The sequence below is a fragment of the Caulobacter sp. ErkDOM-C genome (assembly GCF_048541825.1).
Taxonomy (GTDB): domain Bacteria; phylum Pseudomonadota; class Alphaproteobacteria; order Caulobacterales; family Caulobacteraceae; genus Caulobacter.
In genome coordinates this window covers 88,903-107,739 of record NZ_CP183332.1, presented here as the reverse complement: position 1 = coordinate 107,739, position 18,837 = coordinate 88,903, and the positions used below count along the sequence as shown (strand labels likewise).

Annotated in this window: 14 protein-coding genes and 1 pseudogene; 6 read left to right on the top strand and 9 right to left on the bottom strand. The window is 67.7% G+C overall.

Annotation, left to right across the window (positions count from 1 at the left end):
- From ACN2C8_RS00495 to ACN2C8_RS00475, 5 genes are all read left to right on the top strand, one after another.
- Positions 1-1,620: an AbgT family transporter gene (locus tag ACN2C8_RS00495; protein ID WP_419253786.1), complete on the top strand. Its 1,620-nt coding sequence runs from the start codon at positions 1-3 to the stop codon at positions 1,618-1,620.
- 685 nt (positions 1,621-2,305) lie between these two features.
- The gene (locus ACN2C8_RS00490; RefSeq protein ID WP_419253784.1) at positions 2,306-3,925 is read left to right on the top strand and encodes a long-chain fatty acid--CoA ligase; all 1,620 of its coding nucleotides are present in this window, start codon (positions 2,306-2,308) and stop codon (positions 3,923-3,925) included.
- Positions 3,926-4,095: 170 nt separating this feature from the next.
- Positions 4,096-5,124 (top strand): aspartate-semialdehyde dehydrogenase, encoded by a 1,029-nt coding sequence (locus ACN2C8_RS00485; protein ID WP_419253782.1) that lies wholly within the window; start codon positions 4,096-4,098, stop codon positions 5,122-5,124.
- 94 nt (positions 5,125-5,218) lie between these two features.
- The gene (gene rarD, locus ACN2C8_RS00480) at positions 5,219-6,133 is read left to right on the top strand and encodes an EamA family transporter RarD (protein ID WP_419253780.1); all 915 of its coding nucleotides are present in this window, start codon (positions 5,219-5,221) and stop codon (positions 6,131-6,133) included.
- Between the two features lie 40 nt (positions 6,134-6,173).
- The gene (locus ACN2C8_RS00475) at positions 6,174-7,406 is read left to right on the top strand and encodes a hypothetical protein (RefSeq protein ID WP_419253778.1); all 1,233 of its coding nucleotides are present in this window, start codon (positions 6,174-6,176) and stop codon (positions 7,404-7,406) included.
- A gap of 108 nt (positions 7,407-7,514) precedes the next feature.
- Here the strand turns inward: ACN2C8_RS00475 and ACN2C8_RS00470 are convergent, their stop codons facing one another.
- The 5 genes from ACN2C8_RS00470 to ACN2C8_RS00450 all read right to left on the bottom strand — a co-directional run bounded on the left by ACN2C8_RS00470 (position 7,515) and on the right by ACN2C8_RS00450 (position 13,887).
- Complete coding sequence (locus ACN2C8_RS00470; protein ID WP_419253776.1) at positions 7,515-8,639, bottom strand: serine hydrolase domain-containing protein; 1,125 nt, start codon at positions 8,637-8,639, stop codon at positions 7,515-7,517.
- 137 nt (positions 8,640-8,776) lie between these two features.
- Complete coding sequence (locus tag ACN2C8_RS00465) at positions 8,777-9,625, bottom strand: pyridoxal kinase (RefSeq protein WP_419253774.1); 849 nt, start codon at positions 9,623-9,625, stop codon at positions 8,777-8,779.
- Between the two features lie 66 nt (positions 9,626-9,691).
- The gene (locus ACN2C8_RS00460; protein WP_419253772.1) at positions 9,692-10,780 is read right to left on the bottom strand and encodes a sensor histidine kinase; all 1,089 of its coding nucleotides are present in this window, start codon (positions 10,778-10,780) and stop codon (positions 9,692-9,694) included.
- Positions 10,781-10,893: 113 nt separating this feature from the next.
- Positions 10,894-12,285, bottom strand: a complete 1,392-nt coding sequence (ahcY, locus tag ACN2C8_RS00455; RefSeq protein WP_419253771.1) for an adenosylhomocysteinase — start codon at positions 12,283-12,285, stop codon at positions 10,894-10,896.
- A 99-nt stretch (positions 12,286-12,384) separates the two neighbouring features.
- Positions 12,385-13,887 (bottom strand): CHAD domain-containing protein, encoded by a 1,503-nt coding sequence (locus tag ACN2C8_RS00450; RefSeq protein ID WP_419253769.1) that lies wholly within the window; start codon positions 13,885-13,887, stop codon positions 12,385-12,387.
- 112 nt (positions 13,888-13,999) lie between these two features.
- On the opposite strand from ACN2C8_RS00450, the gene bioB reads away from it, so the two are divergent.
- Positions 14,000-15,013 carry a biotin synthase BioB gene (gene bioB, locus ACN2C8_RS00445; RefSeq protein ID WP_419253767.1) on the top strand — a complete coding sequence of 338 codons (1,014 nt, stop codon included), beginning with the start codon at positions 14,000-14,002 and terminating at the stop codon, positions 15,011-15,013.
- A 163-nt stretch (positions 15,014-15,176) separates the two neighbouring features.
- Here bioB and leuB read toward each other — a convergent pair whose 3' ends face one another.
- The 4 genes and pseudogenes from leuB to leuC all read right to left on the bottom strand — a co-directional run bounded on the left by leuB (position 15,177) and on the right by leuC (position 18,734).
- On the bottom strand, positions 15,177-16,229 hold the full coding sequence (gene leuB, locus ACN2C8_RS00440; protein ID WP_419253765.1) for a 3-isopropylmalate dehydrogenase: 1,053 nt from the start codon (positions 16,227-16,229) through the stop codon (positions 15,177-15,179).
- Between the two features lie 11 nt (positions 16,230-16,240).
- Positions 16,241-16,542 (bottom strand): annotated as a pseudogene (locus ACN2C8_RS00435) (putative quinol monooxygenase).
- 147 nt (positions 16,543-16,689) lie between these two features.
- Positions 16,690-17,298: a 3-isopropylmalate dehydratase small subunit gene (gene leuD / locus ACN2C8_RS00430; RefSeq protein WP_419253763.1), complete on the bottom strand. Its 609-nt coding sequence runs from the start codon at positions 17,296-17,298 to the stop codon at positions 16,690-16,692.
- On the bottom strand, positions 17,298-18,734 hold the full coding sequence (gene leuC, locus ACN2C8_RS00425) for a 3-isopropylmalate dehydratase large subunit (protein ID WP_419253762.1): 1,437 nt from the start codon (positions 18,732-18,734) through the stop codon (positions 17,298-17,300). The genes leuD and leuC overlap by 1 nt, the downstream gene beginning before the upstream one ends.
- Between the last annotated feature and the right edge of the window lie 103 nt (positions 18,735-18,837).

The following is an 18,837-nucleotide window of genomic DNA, read 5'->3' as shown; positions in this document are numbered from 1 at the left end:
ATGAGCGCGACGCAGACTTCGGATCCGACGCCCAACGCCCGACAAAAGGGCTTTCTGGGCGCGGTCGAACGACTGGGCAATCTGCTGCCCGAGCCCGTGATGATCTTCGTGTGGTTGATCCTGGGGCTGATGGCCCTGTCGGCCCTGGGCCAGGCCCTGGGCTGGTCGGCCTCGATCACCTATGGCGGCGACGAGGCCCCTCAGTTTGGCGAGCTGGAAAACGGCGTCCTGACCTATGCGGCCAGCAGCCTGTTCTCCGAGGCCAATCTGGCCCGGCTGTTCACCGAAATGCCCAAGACCCTGACGAACTTTGCGCCGCTGGGCCTGGTTCTGGTGGTGATCCTGGGGGCGGCGGTGGCCGAACGCTCGGGCCTGTTCAGCGCCCTGATCCGGGCCAGTCTGCGCGAGGCGCCCAAGGCCATCCTGACCCCGCTGGTGGTGGTGATCGGCATGGTCTCGCACCACGCCTCGGACGCCGCCTATGTGGTGTTCATCCCGCTGGCGGGCCTGCTGTTCGCCGCCGTCGGCCGCCATCCCCTGGCCGGCATCGCCGCCGGTTTTGCGGCCGTGTCGGGTGGCTTTGCCGGCAATCTGACGCCGGGCCAGTTCGATGTGGTGCTGTTTGGCTTCACCCAGGAAGCGGCCCGGATCATCGACCCGACCTGGACCATGAACCCGCTGGGCAACTGGTGGTACATCCTGGCCATCGTCTTCGTCTTTACCCCCATCGCCTGGTTCCTGACCGACCGGGTGATCGAGCCTCGCCTTGGGGTCTGGGGCGGACAGGCTGATGACGGTCTCAAGGCCGAGCTGGCCAAGTCGGCGGTGACGCCGCAGGAGAAGCGAGGCCTGAAGCTGGCGGGTCTGGCGGCCCTGGCTGTGGTGGCCCTCTTTGCCGCCCTGACCCTGATCCCCGGCTTTACCCCGCTGATCGACGAGACCAAGACCGGGCCGGCCCAGCTGACCCCGTTCTACAGCGCGCTGATCGCCGGCTTCATGCTGCTGTTCCTGTCCTGTGGCGTGGCGTTCGGCATCGGGTTCGGCACGGTCCGCTCGGACAAGGACGTCGTTAACATGATGGCCGACGGGGTCCGTTCCGTGGCCCCCTATATCGTCTTCGCCTTCTTCGCCGCCCATTTCGTGGCGATGTTCAACTGGTCGCGGCTGGGCCCCATCGCCGCCATCCACGGGGCCGAGTCCCTGAAGGCCATGAACCTGCCGGCGCCAATGCTGCTGGTCAGTGTTCTCGGCTTCTCATCGGTGCTGGACCTCTTCATCGGCTCGGCCTCGGCCAAGTGGAGCGCCCTGGCCCCGGTGGTGGTGCCGATGTTCATGCTGCTGGGCATCTCGCCCGAAATGACCACCGCCGCCTATCGGATGGGCGACAGCTTCACCAATCTGATGACCCCTCTGATGAGCTATTTCCCGCTGGTTCTGGCCATGACCCGGCGCTGGGACAGCAATATGGGGGTCGGATCGCTGCTGGCCCTGATGCTGCCCTACGCCCTGGCCTTCATGGTGGCCGGCGTCGCCATGACCCTGGCCTGGGTGGCCTTCGACTGGCCGCTGGGGCCGGGCGCCCAGGTGCACTACACCCCGCCCGGCGGGCTGTTGAAGTAGGGGCGCGGGCAGACGGCTTCGCCGCTTCACGCGGTGACCGCTGAAGGTGTGGGAAGGGTCGCGGAGCGTCCGGGCCTCGCCCGGAGGATGGGATAGTTGAATACCGTTTCGACGAAGACAGACGCTCCGCGTGATCTTCAGACGGAAGCCTTCGAGGCGCGGGGTTTTAACCCGCTCTCGACCTTCGGCCTCCGGCGGGTGGAGGGGTTAGCGACCCCGTCCAGACCGCATGGGCGATTTCAGCCCATGCCTGCTGCGCATCGTGCGGGCGTCGCCAAAGGGCGTTCCCGGCGGTCCCGGTCCGGCTTCAACGCGTCCGGCCCCCGCAAGGACCGATCCGCTCCACCAGACCCTGCCGGGCCTTGGACGACGGCCGACGGGCGCTTCCCGCTCGACCACCCCTGACAGCCGCAACGGCCGCCGTACGTGCGCCCTTCCCGTGCTGTCAGGTGAGATTGATTATGCAGGCGGTTTGGGCGCGTCTGACGGGCGCGATCAAGTTTTTTGCAAGTTGCTGATCTGGTTGAAGTCTCGCTTTAGAAGAACGGGGATTGAGGGCGCTGTGTCCCCATAGTCGCCGGTCCAGGAGCTGCGGCGTGCGGCGCCCCCTTCCCCAAACCTTGCGCGACGCCCTAGGCTGATCCCAGCAACACATCCCAACAACAGATCAAAGGGAGCGCCGCGCATGTTACCGGGCCTGATGCAGACCACCCCGCTGATGATCAGCGGCATCCTGACCTATGCGCAGCAGGCCCATGGCGCGCGCGAGATCGTCTCCAAGCTGATCGACGAGCCGGTCTGGCGCTATGACTATGCGGGCCTGGCCCGCCGCTCCGCCCAGTTGGCTCACGCGCTGAAGCGGCTGGGCGTTCAGCCCGGCGACCGGGTGACCTCCCTGGCGTGGAACACCCACCGGCATCTGGAGCTGTTCTACGCCGCGCCCGGCATCGGGGCGGTGCTGCACACCGCCAATCCCCGGCTGTTCGACGAGCAGATCGTCTACACGATCAATCACGCGGAAAGCGGCGTGCTGTTCTTTGACCGCAACTTCCAGGCCCTGGTCGAGCGCATCGCGCCGCAACTGAGCACGGTGAAGACCTTCGTGATGCTGTCGGACCCCGAGCGGACGGTCCCCGGCCCGGTGGGCGCGATCTCCTACGAGGCCCTGATCGCCGGTGAGGCCGACACGATCGCCTGGCCCAGCTTCGACGAGAACGCCGGGGCCTTCCTCTGTTACACCTCGGGCACGACCGGCGATCCCAAGGGGGTGCTGTATTCGCATCGCGCCGTGGTGCTGCACGCCATGGCCGGAGGCCTCAACAGCGCTTTTGGGTTCACCGCCTTCGATGTGGTGATGCCCTGTTCCAGCCTCTATCACGCCACCGCCTGGGGCCTGCCGTTCAGCGCCCCGATCTGCGGGACCAAGCTGGTTTTGCCGGGCGACAAGATGGACGGGGCCTCGCTCCACGCCCTGATCGAGGGCGAGGGCGTCACCTTCACCGGCGGCGTACCGACCATCTGGACGATGTACCTGGCCTGGCTCGAACAGACCGGCCAGCGGCCGGACGGCCTCAAGCGGGTCGTCATCGGCGGCAGCGCGGTCCCGCGGGCCATGGCCGAGACCTTCAAGCGGCTCTACGGCGTCTCGGTGCTGCAGATCTGGGGCATGACCGAGACCTGCCCGATCGGGGTCGTCGCGACACCCACGCCCTCGCTGGCCGCCCTGGGCGAAGAGGCCATGGACGAAGCCATCTGGACCCGCCAGGGCCGGCTGCAGTTCGGCATCGAGCTGAAGGTCGAGGCCGATGATGGCTCCGACGCCCCCTGGGACGGCGAGACCTCGGGCGCGCTGAAGGTGCGGGGCCCCTGGGTGGTGAAGCGCTATTTCCGTCAGGACGCCGATGTGGCCCAGGACGACGGCTGGTTCGACACCGGCGACATCGCCACCCTCGACCAGCACGGCTTCATGCGCATCACCGACCGCCAGAAGGACGTGATCAAGTCGGGCGGCGAATGGATCAGCTCGATCGATCTCGAGAACGTGGCCGTCGGCTGCCCCGGCGTGAAAGTGGCCGCCGTGATCGGCGTGCCGCATCCCAAGTGGGAAGAGCGGCCGCTGCTGGTGATCGAGCTGCATGACGGGGCCAGCGTGACCAAGCTCGAGGTGCTGGACTATCTCGCCCCGCGCATCGTCAAATGGTGGACGCCCGACGACGTGGTCTTCGCGGCTGTGCCGCTGACGGCGACGGGCAAGATCGACAAGAAGGTGCTGCGCGCAGCGTGGCGCGAGCATCTGATCGGATGACGGACACGCCGGCGCGGAACGGGTCCGACACAGGCCAGGGGTGAAAAAGTGCCGCATGGGCCAGCTTCTATCGGGCCTGAGAGAAACCCTTGCCTTGCCTATCGCCCCCCCGGGGCGTAACGGGTCGCTTCCCGTCGTTTCAGGGCGGAAAAGTCAGATTGGAGACCGCTATGGGTTACCGGGTCGCCGTGGTCGGCGCCACGGGCAATGTTGGCCGTGAGATGTTCAATATCCTCGAGGAAGTGAAATTCCCCGTCGATAAAATGCACGCCATCGCCAGCCGCAAATCCATTGGCGTCGAGGTCTCGTTCGGCAATCAGATCCTCAAGTGCGAGGATCTGGCCCAGTTCGACTTCAGCACGGTCGACATCGTGCTGATGAGCGCCGGCGGCGCCATCTCCAAGGAATGGGGCGAGAAGATCGGCGCGGCCGGTCCGATCGTGATCGACAATTCCAGCCACTTCCGGATGGATCCGGACGTGCCGCTGGTGGTGCCGGAAGTGAACCCGGACGCCGTTCTGAAGATGCCCAAGAACATCATCGCCAACCCCAACTGCTCGACCGCGCAGTTGGTGGTGGTGCTGGCCCCCCTGCACGCCGAAGCCAAGATCCGGCGCGTCGTCGTCTCGACCTACCAGTCGGTGTCGGGCGCGGGCAAGGAAGGCATGGACGAGCTGTGGGAGCAGACCAAGGGCGTGTTCGTCCTGGGCGCGCCGCCGCCCAAGAAGTTCACCAAGCAGATCGCCTTCAACGTGATCCCCCACATCGACAGCTTCATGGAGGACGGCTTCACGAAGGAAGAGTGGAAGATGATGGCGGAGACCAAGAAGATCCTGGATCCGTCGATCAAGCTGGTCGCCACCTGCGTGCGCGTGCCGGTCATGGTGGGTCACGCCGAAGCGATCAATATCGAGTTTGAAACCCCGCTGGACGAGGACGATGTCCGCGAGATCCTGCGCGACGCCGACGGCGTGGAAGTCATCGATAAGCGCGAAGACGGCGGCTACATGACGCCCAAGGAATGCGCCGGCGAGTTCCCGGTCTATGTCTCGCGCATCCGCACCGATCCCACCGTCGAGAACGGCATCGTGCTGTGGTGCGTGGCCGACAACCTGCGCAAGGGCGCCGCGCTGAACGCCGTGCAGATCGCGCAGCTTCTGCACGACAAGGGTCTGATCAAGCAGAAAACCCCGGCCTGAACCCCCTTCCGCAACAGGCGGGTGGCGGATTTAGGGGCTCCCGGGACTTAAGGTCTCGGGAGCCCTTTTCGTTTGTGATTGAAGGACCAGCGCCATGTCGGCGGACTTGAGCAAGACCCCGGACGAAGCCCGGACAGCCGTGATCGCCGCGGTGGGCTGCTACATGCTGTGGGGCTTCCTGCCGCTGTATTTCCACCTGTTGGCCAAGCTGGGCGTCGGCTCCTGGGAGATGATCGCCCACCGTACCCTGTGGGCGGCGCCCTGGGCCTTCATGGCCGTGCTGCTGGCCAGGCAGGCGGGCCAGCTGGCGGCGGTGCTGCGCCAGCCCAAGACCCTGCTGATCCTGGCCTGCTCGACAGCGGCCATCTTCATCAACTGGACGATCTATGTGTTCGCGGTGAACGCCGGGCAGGTGATCGAGGCCAGCCTGGGCTATTACATCAATCCGCTGATGAACATGGCGGCGGGCGCCATCCTGTTCCGTGAACGGATCAGCCGCGAGGGCGCCATCGCCATCGGCCTGGCTGTGGTGGGCGTGGCGATCCAGACCGCCGCCCTGGGCCATCTGCCGGTGATCTCGCTGGGCTTGGCCCTGAGCTTCTGCGCCTACGCCATCCTGCGCAAGCAGGTGAAGGCCGACGCCCAGACCGGCCTGTTCATCGAGTGCGCCTATCTGGCCGTGCCGGGCCTTTTCTATGTGCTGCACCTGCAATCGACCGGCGCCGGCCACTTCGGCGGCGGGGCGGGCGTGACCACCTTGCTGCTGCTGGCCGGCCCCGCCACCGTCGTGCCGCTGGCCCTGTTCGCCTGGTCGGCGCGGCGCATGCCGCTGAGCGCCATGGGCTTCCTGCAGTTCCTGGCCCCGACCCTGCAGTTCGGGGTCGGAATCGCCCTGGGCGAGGCTGTCACGCCGATGCGGGCGTTGTCCTTCGCCTTTATCTGGGCCGGCGTGGCGGTGTTCGCCTACGGGGCCTGGAAGCGGACGCGGGGGGTGGCGGCGGCGACCTGACCGTCATTAACCGGACCTCAGCAACCCGTTGATAGGTCTGGTGGCCATGTCGGTCATCCTGCGCCTTCTCCTGGTCAGCCTCACTGGAGCCCTGACGAGCTTTTCGTCGGCCGCAGGCCAATCGCTGCTGTCGCGTGAGCCGTTCTCCGGCGTGGCGACTGTGGGACTGTCGGTCGGGGACAGCGAACGATCCTGGGTCGATCGCGGGCTTGGCAAGGCGGGCAGCGGCGAGACGGCGACGGCCGGCGCCATCATCGCCTGGCGGCCCAGCCTCGGCGGCCGGTTCGGGGCCTTGGTCAGCGCCGACGTCCAGTCAGCCCTTTCCCCGCGCGTCGGTCTCGACGAAGCCTATCTGACCCTGCGCCCCTCTCCCGGCGCGCCGCTGCGCCTGTCGGGTCGCGCGGGTCTGTTCTTCCCGCCGATCTCGCTGGAACACGATGGCTCGGAGTGGTCGCTGTCGCGCTCGCTGACCCCGTCGGCGATCAACAGCTGGGTCGCCGAAGAGGTGAAGACGGCCGGTCTGGAACTGACGGCGCGCACCACAGCCATCGGTCGCCCTGTGGGCCTGACAGTGGCCGGCTTCCAGGGCAACGACACCTCCGGCACGCTGCTGGCGTTTCGGGGCTGGGCCCTGCATGACCTGCGCGCCACCTGGAACGGCGCCCTGCCCCTGCCGCCGGTGCCCGGGATGTTTGTGGGGAAACAGGCGACACGAACCCGGCCCGTCGATGAGGTGGACGGGCGTTGGGGCGCCTATGGTCGCCTCGACATCAAGCCGATCGAAACCCTCGACGTTAGCTTGCTGGCCTATGACAACAATGGCGACCGCACCACGGTGGTCAACGGCCAGTACGCTTGGCGGACGCGCTTCATCCAGGCCGGCGCGCGCTGGTCGCCCGACGCCAAGACAGAGGTGCTCGTCCAGGCCATGCAGGGCGAGGCCAGCATGGGGCCACGCCTTCTGGGCCAGACCGTCGCCGATGTCGGCTTTCAGAGTGCCTTCATCCTGATGTCGCGCGACCTTCGCAGCGGCGCGATCACGACGCGGCTTGAGCAGTTCTCCACCGATGATCGCAGCTTCAAGGACCGCGACAACAATGCCGAGCATGGCTGGGCCGCGACGCTGGCCTGGACTCAACCGCTCCGCGCGACGCTGGATCTGGTCGTCGAAGGCGTGTTTGTCACCGCCGACCGCCCGGACCGTGTCCGCCTTGGCGAAGATCGGCGGCAGGACAATCTGCGCCTGACCACGGCCCTGCGCGCCAGCTTCTAGATCGAAACGCGCGATACAAGAATCGCGCACTTCGCTCTAGCTTTTTATTTTCGCATCGTTTTTGCGGAAAACCGGCATCCACTTTTCCGCACGATGCTCTAGATCGCGCTAAAGGCAGGCGTAGGCCGCCTCGATCAGCCGCACCGCGCGGGGGTCGCCGATCAGGGCGTTGCCCTGCTTGTTCATCACATAGGATCCGGACACGCCCGTCGTCGGATCGGCGAAGGCGCAAGACCCGCCCCAGCCCGAATGGCCGAACGCCTCGGCGGTCGGGCCATAGAAGAAGTTGGGCGTGTTGCGCATGAAACCCGCGCCCCAGCTGATGTCATAGGGCAGCACCAGGTCCCGGCCGACGATGCGTTCAGCGGTCGCGGCCTTGATCCCGGCCGGGGTGATCAGCGACTTGCCGTCCAGCACCCCGCCATTGGCCAGGGCGCCCATCAGCCGCGCCAGGGCCGGCGCGGTGGCATGACCATTGGCCGAGGGGATCTCGACGCGGCGCCACTCGTCCGTGCCCCGGCCCGAGGGCGCAGCCCACGCGGTCATGAAGGCGGCCTTCACGGCGGCGTTCATCTCGCCGAACTTCGGCAGGGTCGTGGGGCGCATCAGTTCGGCGGTGCGGGCGTGCTCGCTGTCGGGCAGACCGATCCAGAGGTCCAGGCCAAACGGCTGGGCGATGTCCTCGCGCAGGGCCGTTCCCATCGTCCGGCCATCGACGCGGCGGAAGATCTCGCCGGCCAGATAGCCGAAGGTGACGGGATGATAGCCACTGGCCGTCCCGACCGGGAACAGCGGGGCCATGGCCGCCAGCTTGGCGCAGGTGGCGTCCCAGTCGAACCAGATGGCCGGATCGGTCTGGTCGGGAAAGCCCGACAGGCCAGCCTGGTGCGACATGGCCTGCTCAACCGTGATGTCCTGCTTGCCGGCCTGGGCGAACTCCGGCCAGACATCGGCGACGGGCTGGTCATAGGCCAGGCGACCTTCGTCGACGAGGCGCGCGACCATCAGGGACGCGACAGCCTTGGTGGTGGAAAACAGCGCCGTCAGGGTGTCTGGACCGAAGGGGATGCTGCGCTGGCGATCGGCATGGCCGCCCACCAGGTCGACGACGATCTCGCCCTCGACGGCGAAGGCGAACCGGGCGCCCAGCTCGCCGCCGTCGGCGAAATTGGCCTCGAACACGTCGCGGACGCGGGAAAAGCGATCGGGGCAGACGCCGGTGATGTCGGTCATGCAAACGGTCTACCGCACGCCCAACCTCATTGTCATCCCGGGCGAAGCGCAGCGAAGACCCGGGACCGCAACAAACGCCGAGCTTCCGGCGGTCCCGGCTCGGCGCGCTTCGCGCTTGGCCGGGATGACACGTCCTTCTAGGCCAGTCGCTCGATACGCACGGTGGGCGAGGTCTGCTTGATCCGCGCGCCCATGGCCACGATCGGCAGCTCCGGCGCGTTCCAGATATTGGCCGCCGTCACGGTCTCGGCCACGCCGCCGACGGCGCGGGCCAGGCCGTAGGACAGGGTCTGGCCTTCCAGGATCGAGGCGGCATAGAGGGCGGTCAGCAGATCGCCCGTGCCGCTGGGCGAGCGCTCGGCCTTGGCGTGGGCGGCCAGCCAGGCCTCCTTGCGGTCCGCCAGGACGACGCCGATCTCGGCCCCGCGATGGACGGATGAGACCAGGGTCGGCTTGCCCAGCAGGCGGGCGGCGCGCATGGCCGATTGCGGATCGCGGGCGTCGGCCCCGGTCAGCTTCTTCAGCTCCCAGGCATTGCAGGCCACCACGTCGGCGCGGGGGATCAGCTCGGCGGCGATGGCCTCAGCCACCTCGGGCAGCACGTAGAGGCCCTTGCCGGCGTCGCCCATGGTGGGGTCGACAATGATCGAGGGCTTGCGGCTGGCGGCGCCTTCGCGAGGGGCCTCGCGCACGGCGTCGATGGCGCGGGCGGCGGCGCGCACCTGGGCGGCGCTGGCGAAATAGCCGGTGATGACGATGTCGGTCAGGCCAAACAGACCATTGGCCTCCAGGCCGTCGAGCATGCCTTCCAGAACCTCGATCGGCACAGGCGCCCCGCCGGGCACGCCCCAGCCGGGGTGGCGGCCGAACAGCACGGTCGGAACGACCATCGAGTCGATGCGGAACTGGACAAGCGCTGTGGCCTGGGCCGATGCGCCGACGCGGCTGCCGGCGACATGGCTGGAGATGATCAAGGCGAGTGGCATGGCAAGCGGCTTACCGGACCGTGGCCAACTTGAACAGGGCGTCGCTGGGCGTATCCGGCTATGCGCTCAGGAAATCGGCGAGTCGGTCTCGCCCCTGGCGTCGGCCCGGACCACCGCGGCGGCGCGGTGCGGGCTGATCTGGTCGGCGACGAGCGAGGCCCAGGCCGCCGGCTCTTCGCCGCTGACCGACAGCGGCAGCTGCATCGCGCACTGCACGCCCTGTGGCAGATAGTCGATCCGCGCCTGGCCGCCGCTTTCCTGGCCGAAGGTTCGGGCGATCAGGCGGGTGCCAAACCCCGTGCGCGCCGGCGGCGTGACCGGCGGTCCGCCCAGCTCGCGCCAGAGCAGGCTGATCTGGCGCGCGCCCAGCTGATTGTACGACAGGTTCCAGGCGATCTCGACCTGGCCGCTCGCGGTGGAAAGGGCGCCATATTTGAGCGCGTTGGTCGCCAGTTCGTGCAGGGCCAGGGCCATGGCCACCGCCTGCTGCGGGCTGAGCCAGACCAGAGGGCCGTCGATCCTGAAGCGGCTGTTGTCCTTATGGTCATGGGGGGCCAGCGCCTGGCGCACGATGGCACCAAGGTCGGCGCCTGCCCAGCTCTCGTCAACCAGCACGTTGTGGGCGTCAGACACCGCCATCAGGCGATTGGTCAGGTCGTTGCGGATGGCGGGATCGACCTTGGCGGCGCGCAGCGTCTGCTCGGTGATCGACTGCACCGTGGCCAGGGTGTTCTTGATCCGGTGGTTCAGTTCGTTGAGCAGCAGCACCCGCTGGTCCTCGGCCAGCTTGGCCGGGGTTTCGTCGCGCAGAATCTTCATCAGGCCGGTCAGTTCCGGCTCGAAGATCCCCATGGTCATACCATTGCCCCAGAAGCGGGCGCCGTCCTTGCGCAGGTGCCAGCGGGTGTCCTCGGCCCGGCCCATCTGCTTGGCGTTTTCGAGCTCCTTTTTGTCCGCGCCCGTTTCGCGGTCGGGGATGGTGAAGAGCTCGCCGAAGGCCATGCCGATCGCCTCCTCGCGGCTATAGCCCAGCACCGTCTCGGCGCCGCGGCTCCAGCTGGTCACACGACCTTCCAAGTCCATCGTGAAGATGGCGTAGCCGAGGGCGTTCTCGATGATCAGGCTGGCGAGTCTGGCGTCGTGTTCTGCGGACATTGGGGGCTCCTGCCACCCTATCAACGCAACAGCGACGCTTTCGGCGCCGGGCCCACGAAAAAGGCCCGCCGCGTTTCCGCGAGCGGGCCTGATCCAGTCGCCTTAAGGCGATCCTAGTAGCGGTAGTGATCCGGCTTGAACGGGCCGTTTTCCGGCACGTTGATATAGGCGGCCTGATCGGGGCGCAGGGTCGAGAGCTTGGCGCCCAGCTTCTCCAGGTGGAGGAAGGCGACCTTCTCGTCCAGGTGCTTGGGCAGGGTGTAGACCTGGTTCTCGTACGAGGCCTTGTTGGTCCACAGTTCGATCTGGGCCAGGGTCTGGTTGGTGAAGCTGGCGCTCATCACGAACGAGGGGTGACCCGTGGCGTTACCCAGGTTCACCAGACGGCCTTCCGACAGCACGATCAGCTTCTTGCCGTCCGGGAATTCCACGTGGTGGACCTGCGGCTTGATCTCGTCCCACTTGAAGTTGCGCAGGGCGGCGATCTGAATCTCGCTGTCGAAGTGGCCGATGTTGCAGACGATGGCGTTGTTTTTCATCATCCGCATGTCGTCCAGCGTGATGACGTCCTTGTTGCCCGTGGCCGTGACGAAGATGTCGGCCTTGGACGCGACGTCCTGCAGGGTCTGGACCTCATAGCCTTCCATCGCCGCCTGCAGGGCGCAGATCGGGTCGACTTCGGTGACGATCACGCGAGCGCCGCCCTGACGCAGCGAAGCGGCCGAGCCCTTGCCCACGTCGCCATAGCCGCAGACCACGGCGACCTTGCCCGACAGCATCACGTCGGTGCCGCGACGGATGGCGTCGACCAGGCTTTCGCGGCAGCCATACAGGTTGTCGAACTTGGACTTGGTGACGCTGTCATTGACGTTGATGGCCGGGAACGGCAGGTCGCCCTTGATGGCCATCTGATACAGGCGGTGGACGCCCGTGGTGGTTTCTTCCGACACGCCGGTGATGGCGTTGCGGATGGCGGTGTAGAAGCCCGGCTTTTCGGCCAGATACGTCTTCATCACGGCGTAGAGGGCTTCTTCTTCCTCGTTCTGCGGGTTGTCGAGAAGGGTCGGGTCCTTCTCGGCCTTGGGGCCCAGTACGCAGAGCAGGGTGGCGTCGCCGCCGTCGTCGAGGATCAGGTTCGGATAGCCGCCGTCATGCCATTCGAAGATCTTGTGGGCGTATTCCCAGTACTCGACCAGGTTCTCGCCCTTGAAGGCGAACACCGGCACGCCGGTGGCGGCGATGGCGGCTGCGGCGTGGTCCTGGGTCGAGAAGATGTTGCACGACGCCCAGCGGACTTCAGCGCCCAGGGCGGTGAGGGTCTCGATCAGGACGGCGGTCTGGATGGTCATGTGCAGGCTGCCGGCGATGCGGGCGCCCTTCAGGACCTGGCCCGGGCCGTATTCGGCGCGGGTGGCCATCAGACCGGGCATTTCGGTCTCGGCGATGGCGATTTCCTTGCGGCCGTAATCGGCGAGCGAGATGTCCTTGACGATGTAGTCGGCCACGGTCGGCTCCTGCGGTCGGTGAATGTCTTGCCAGCCTTATAGCGCGGGCGGCCCTTCCGGGCAATTAACGCATAAAGATATCTTTATATGGGCCAGACTTCACCAGAAGGCCCTTGCCTCGGCAAAGGCGTCGCGGGCCTGGCGGGCCTGGCGCATCAGGCGCGCCTCATCGCCGCCGCGGGCCAGTCGCGCGGCCGCAAGGCTCGCCTCGGGCTCGCCGCTAGCCAAGGCGACGCTGCGCGCCAGATCGGGGCCGACATGCAGATCGTTGAGGCGGCCCAGGGCGTCCTGCAAGGCCTTGGTCGCCGCGATGAAGCGTTCGGTGCGCTTGGGGTGCTCAGGGAACAGGCCGGCCAGGTCAGCGGCGGCATAGCGCAGCGTCTTGCCCTTCAGGCGCAGGCCATGGCGGGTCGGCGGGTCCAGGTCTTGGAGGTGCGCGCTCTTCTTCACCAGAACATGGCGACGATGCTTGAGCATTCCAGCGGCAAAGGCGGGCGCCGGCGCGTCGCGGACGGCGGCCAGGTCCGGGGCGGCGGTCCAGGACCCGACCTCCAGCCAGGCGGCGGCCTCCAGCAGCAGGGCGCGGCCGCGGGGGCTTTCCAGCGCCGCCTCCATGCGCAGATAGGCGCTGGCCTGGGCCGCCAGCAGCGCCCGTCCAAAGGCGGCCGCGCCCTGGGCCTGCGGGTCCGTCGAGGTCGGTCGCCAGACTTCGGCGATGAGGACATCCAGGTCCCGGGCCATGTCCAGCTCGCCGGCCAGCCAGCTGAGTTCGCGGTCGAGGGCCAGGGCCTCAGGTCCAGCCGAGAGCGGCCTGAACGCCTTGAGCAGCGCCCGCATGCGGCGCGCGGCGACCCGCAGTTGATGCACGCCCTCGGGACCGGGGCGCTCGCGCAGAGCCTCGACGCTGGCGCACAGCTGGGACAGGGCCGCGCGTCCGACCGCCTGCAGGGCCTCGCCGACGCTCATGTCGGGCGTCAGCTGGGCGGGCGAGCGGTGCGTCTCGGACGCCGACTGGCCAGTAGCGACCAGGCCGTAACCGCGCTCGGCCTTGCTGACCAGCGACAGGCGCAGCGCGACCCGCTGCGCCAGGTCCCGCGCCAGGTCGAACAGCGCCGCCGGCGACCCGGCCTTGAGTTCAAGCTCCAGTTCACAGACTGGCGCCCGGCGCGTCTGGCCGATCAGTTCGCCGCGATCCACCACCGCCTCGATCACCGTCTCGCCCCGGCGGATCACGCGCACCGTGCGCTCGACCTTGGTGGTGAACACCGGGTGCAGAGCCTGCCCATTGACGACCGCCGCCGCCGGCGTCGCCGCCAGGGCCGCATCGTCCGGACCCGGGCCGGCGATGGCGGTCTCCCATTCGCCGCGTGCGAAGATCCCGCCCGCCGAAGCCGATTTCAGGGTCTGCTTGCGGCCGCCCTCGCCGTCACGAACCCGCAGGCCAAAGCCCGCCTGACGCAGGGCGTGAGCGGGGGTGTCGAAATAGGTGGCGTCCAGCTGGTGAACGGCGCTCTCCCCGCCTCCCTCATCGCTCAGCAAGGTCAGAATCGCGTCGGCCGCCTCCGGGGCGATCAGGAATTTCAGCTCGATTTCTCGATCCATGTTCCCATCCTGGCCCTCGGCCTGGCCGCTGGCGCGCTGTTCGGCTGCAAAGGCCTATGGCGCGGCGGCGGCGACTTGCCAAGCGGCTTTACGCGGTTCAAACGTGCGCGCCATGACGCAAATCAATGCCGCACAACCCCGTCACGACTGGACCCTGACCCAGGTCGAGGCCCTGTTCGATCAGCCCTTCATGGAGCTGGTGTTCCAGGCCGCTAACGTTCACCGCGCCGGATTTGATCCCTCTGAAGTGCAGCTTTCGCAGCTGTTGTCGGTCAAGACCGGCGGCTGCGCGGAAAACTGCGGCTATTGCAGCCAGTCCGCTCACTTCAAGACCGGCCTGAAAGCCGAGAAGCTGATGGACGCCGATGTCGTCATCGCCAAGGCCCGCGCGGCCCGCGACGGCGGCGCGCAACGCTTCTGCATGGGCGCGGCCTGGCGCGAGCTGAAGGACCGCGACCTTCCGAAGCTGGCGGCCATGATCGGCGGCGTCAAAGCCCTGGGCCTGGAAACCTGCGCCACCCTGGGCATGCTGACGGCTGACCAGGCCAAGTCGCTGAAGGACGCCGGCCTCGACTACTACAACCACAACCTCGACACCGGCCCGGAATACTATGCCGACGTGGTGACGACCCGCACCTATCAAGAGCGGCTCGACACCCTGGCCCATGTCCGCGACGCCGGCATGAGCACCTGCTGCGGCGGCATCGTCGGCATGGGCGAGACGCGCCGCGACCGCGCCAGCCTGCTGCACCAGTTGGCCACCCTGCCCAGCCACCCCGACAGCCTGCCGATCAACGGCCTGGTGCCGATCAGCGGCACGCCGCTGGGCGACCGGGTGCTGGCCGATGGGGCCAAGGCCATCGACTCGATCGAATTTGTCCGCACCATCGCCGTGGCCCGCCTCGTCTGTCCCCGGTCCATGGTCCGCCTGTCGGCCGGCCGCGACGAGATGAGCCGAGAGCTGCAGGCCCTGTGCTTCCTGGCCGGCGCCAACTCGATCTTCGTCGGCGGCAAGCTCTTGACCACCCCCTTGCCGGGCCAAGACGAAGACAGCGCCCTGTTCCAGGACCTGAACCTGCGCCCGATGGGCGTGCGCCAGCCGGCCCAGGCCGGGGCGGCGGAGTAGCCGCCGAGCGCCACTGTCCCGCCAATCGCTTGGCTGTCGTCCTCCCCCTGAAGGGGGAGGCGGCCGTCAGGCCGGTGGGGGAAGACCCCGCCGAGGCAGCAGCACTACCCCCTCCGATCGCTTCGCGATCCCCTCCCCCTTCAGGGGGAGGACTTTCCGCGCTCTAAAGCTTCGCCAGAACCGCGTCGCCCATCTCGACCGTCGACAGCGAGCCGCCCAGGTCGCGGGTCCGCGCCCCGCCGTCCAGGGCCGCCTTGACGGCGCCCAGCAGAGTGTCGGCGGCGTCCGGCTGGCCCAGCGACCAGCGCAGGGCCATTTCGAACGACAGGATGGCGGCCAGCGGATTGGCGACGCCCTTGCCGGCGATGTCGGGGGCCGAGCCGTGGATCGGCTCGTACAGGCCCGGTTTGCCAGCTGCGCCCAGCGCCGCCGAGGGCAGCATGCCCAGCGAGCCGGTCAGCATGGCGGCGGCGTCCGACAGGATGTCGCCAAACAGGTTGTCGGTGACGATGACGTCGAACTGCTTGGGCGCGCGGACCAGCTGCATGGCGCAGTTGTCGGCCAGGATATGCTCCAGCTGGACGTCGGCATAGTCGCGGGCGTGCAGTTCGGTGACGACCTGCTTCCACAACAGGCCCGATTCCATGACATTGGACTTCTCGGCCGAGGCGACGCGATTGGTCCGGCCCCGGGCCAGTTCGAAGGCGACGCGGGCGACGCGCTCGATCTCGGCGGTCGTATAGACCTGGGTGTCGACGCCGCGCTTCTGACCGTTGCCCAGGTCGGTGATCCCGCGCGGTTCGCCGAAATAGACGCCGCCCGTCAGTTCACGGACGAACATGATGTCCAGGCCCGAGACCAGCTCGCGCTTGAGGCTGGAGGCGTCGGCCAGGGCTTCGAAACAATAGGCCGGGCGCAGGTTGGCATAGACGTCCATCGCCTTGCGCAGGCCCAGCAGGCCCGCTTCCGGACGCAGGTGGCGGGGCGCGGCGGCCCATTGCGGCCCACCGACGGCGCCCATCAGCACCGCGTCGCTGGCCAGGGCCCGGTCACGGACCTCGTCGGTCAGCGGCGTGCCGTGGGCGTCATAGCTGGCGCCGCCATAGATGGCCTCTTCGACGTTCAGGTCTGGCGTCAGGGCGGCCGCCACGCGGCGCACCTGGGCGCAAACCTCGGGACCAATCCCGTCGCCGGGCAGCAGGAGAAGCGTGGACATCGGAGGGCTTCCTAGATCTTGCGGTAGTCAGAAACGTCGAACGACGACAGGTCACGGCCATAGGTGCCCAGCGCCGCGCAGGCCGCCCGCCAGGTCGCCATGTGCGGCGTGGCGCGGTGGAAGGCCAGGGCGGCTTGTCGGTGAAGTGCTCATAGACCCGGATCAGGCCGGGATCGAGCGGGTCTTCGGTCAGGGCATAGTCCAGGCAGCCCGGCTCCTGGCGCGTGGCCTCGACCTGGGCACGCAGGTGCGGGCGCAGCTCGGCCAGGCGTTCGGGGGCAATGCGGACGGTGCCGGCGAGGATGAGGGTCATGGGTTCAGTCTCTCCCTTCCCCCTCGATGGGGGAAGGGCGGGGATGGGGGTGAAAGAGGTTCAGGATGTAGCGCAGCCGAGCCGAGGCCCGCCGGCGGTGTCACCCCCACCCCTGCCCCTCCCCCATCCAAGGGGGAGGGAAGAGTGCTACACTTCCAGCCAGGGCTCGCTGATCGCCCGCTTGCTCTCATACTGGTCGATGTCGGCGCCGTGCATCATCGTCTCGCCGATGAAGTCCAGGCCGCGCAGCATCTTGTCCTTGCGCACCGGATCGATCTGGAAGGCGAAGGTCTTGCCCGAGGGCGAGATCACGGTCTGGGCCTCGAGGTCGATGCTGACCATGTGGTTGCCGCCCTTGGCCTCGTCCATCAGGACGGCGATCTCCTCGGGCGCCAGCACCACCGGCAGCAGGCCGTTGTTGAAGCAGTTGTTGTTGAAGATGTCGGCGAAGCTGGTCGAGATCACGCACATGATCCCGAAGTCCATCAGCGCCCAGGGGGCGTGCTCGCGCGACGAGCCGCAGCCGAAATTGTCGCCGGCGATCATCACGCTGGCGCCCTTGTACTCCGGCCGGTTCAGGACGAAGTCGTCGATCGGCTTGCCCTCGCCGTCGAAGCGGAAGTCGTAGAACAGGCCCTTGGCCAGCCCCTCGCGCTCCACGGTTTTCAGGAACTGTTTGGGGATGATCTGGTCGGTGTCGATATTGGCCAGCGACAGCGGGACCGCGCGGCCGTCGAGGCGGGTGAAGGCCTGCATCAGACGGTCTCCTCGAGGAAGGTGCGCACATCGACCAGATGGCCGGCGATGGCCGCCGCCGCCGCCATGGCCGGCGAGACCAGGTGGGTGCGGCCGGCGCGGCCCTGGCGGCCTTCGAAATTGCGGTTGCTGGTCGAGGCGCAGCGCTCGCCCGGCTCCAGCTTGTCGGGGTTCATGGCCAGGCACATCGAGCAGCCCGGCTCACGCCAGTCAAAGCCCGCAGCCTTGAAGATGGCGTCCAGGCCCTCTTCCTCGGCCTGTTCCTTGACCAGGCCCGAGCCCGGCACGACCATGGCCGTGACGTGGTCGGCGACCAGCCGGCCGTGCAGGAAGGCTTCCTGCACCACGGCGGCGGCGGCGCGCATGTCTTCGATCCGGCTGTTGGTGCAGGAGCCGATGAAGACGCGGTCGATACGCGCCTCACTGATCGGCTGGCCGGCGGTCAGGCCCATATAGTCCAGGGCCCGGTGGGCGGCGGCGCGCTTGTCGGGGGTGGCGAAGCTTTCGGGGTCGGGCACATTGCCGGTCACCGGGATCACGTCCTCGGGGCTGGTGCCCCAGGTGACCATCGGGACCAGGGTCGAGGCGTCGATCGTCACGGTGCGGTCGAAGACGGCGTCGGGATCGCTGAAGAAGCTCTTCCAGTGATTTTGGGCCATCTGCCAGGCCGCGCCCTTGGGGGCGGCGGGCTTGCCCTGGATATAGGCGTAGGTCTTCTCATCGGGCGCGATCAGACCGGCCTTGGCGCCGCCCTCGATGGTCAGGTTGCACAGGGTCATGCGGCCTTCCATCGACAGGGCCGAGATGGCCTCGCCGGCGAACTCGATGACATAGCCGGTGCCGCCGGCGGTGCCGATCTCGCCGATCACGGCCAGGGCGATGTCCTTGCCGGTGACGCCGGGGCCTAGCTGGCCGTCGACGCGGACCAGCATGTTGCTGGACTTCTTCTGGCGCAGGGTCTGGGTGGCCAGGACGTGCTCGACTTCCGACGTGCCGATGCCGTGGGCCAGGGCCCCGAAGGCGCCGTGGGTCGAGGTGTGGCTGTCGCCGCAGACGATGGTCATGCCCGGCTGGGTGCGGCCCTGCTCGGGACCGACCACGTGGACGATGCCGTTGCGGATGTCGCCCATCGGGAAGAACTCGATGCCGTTGTCCTTGACGTTGCGGGCCAGGGTCTGCAGCTGCAGGCGGGCCTCTTCGTCGGCGACAGCGTCGACCCCCAGGGCCTGGCCCTCGGTGGGGATATTGTGATCGGCCACGGCCAGGGTGCGGTCGGGACGGCGAACCTTGCGACCGGCCGCGCGCAGGCCGGCGAAGGCCTGCGGGGTGGTCACCTCGTGGATCAGGTGCAGGTCGATATAGAGGATCGCTTCACCATCAGCCTCGCTGACGACGTGGGCGTCCCAGATCTTGTCGTAAAGGGTTTTGCCGGACATGGCGGGGATATAGGGCGGATCATGCGTGAAAATCCAGTCCCGGGCCGGGCTGGCGACAATTTCTTGCCGGGCGTGGCCGACTGGCGACGTCGCAGAACAAGAA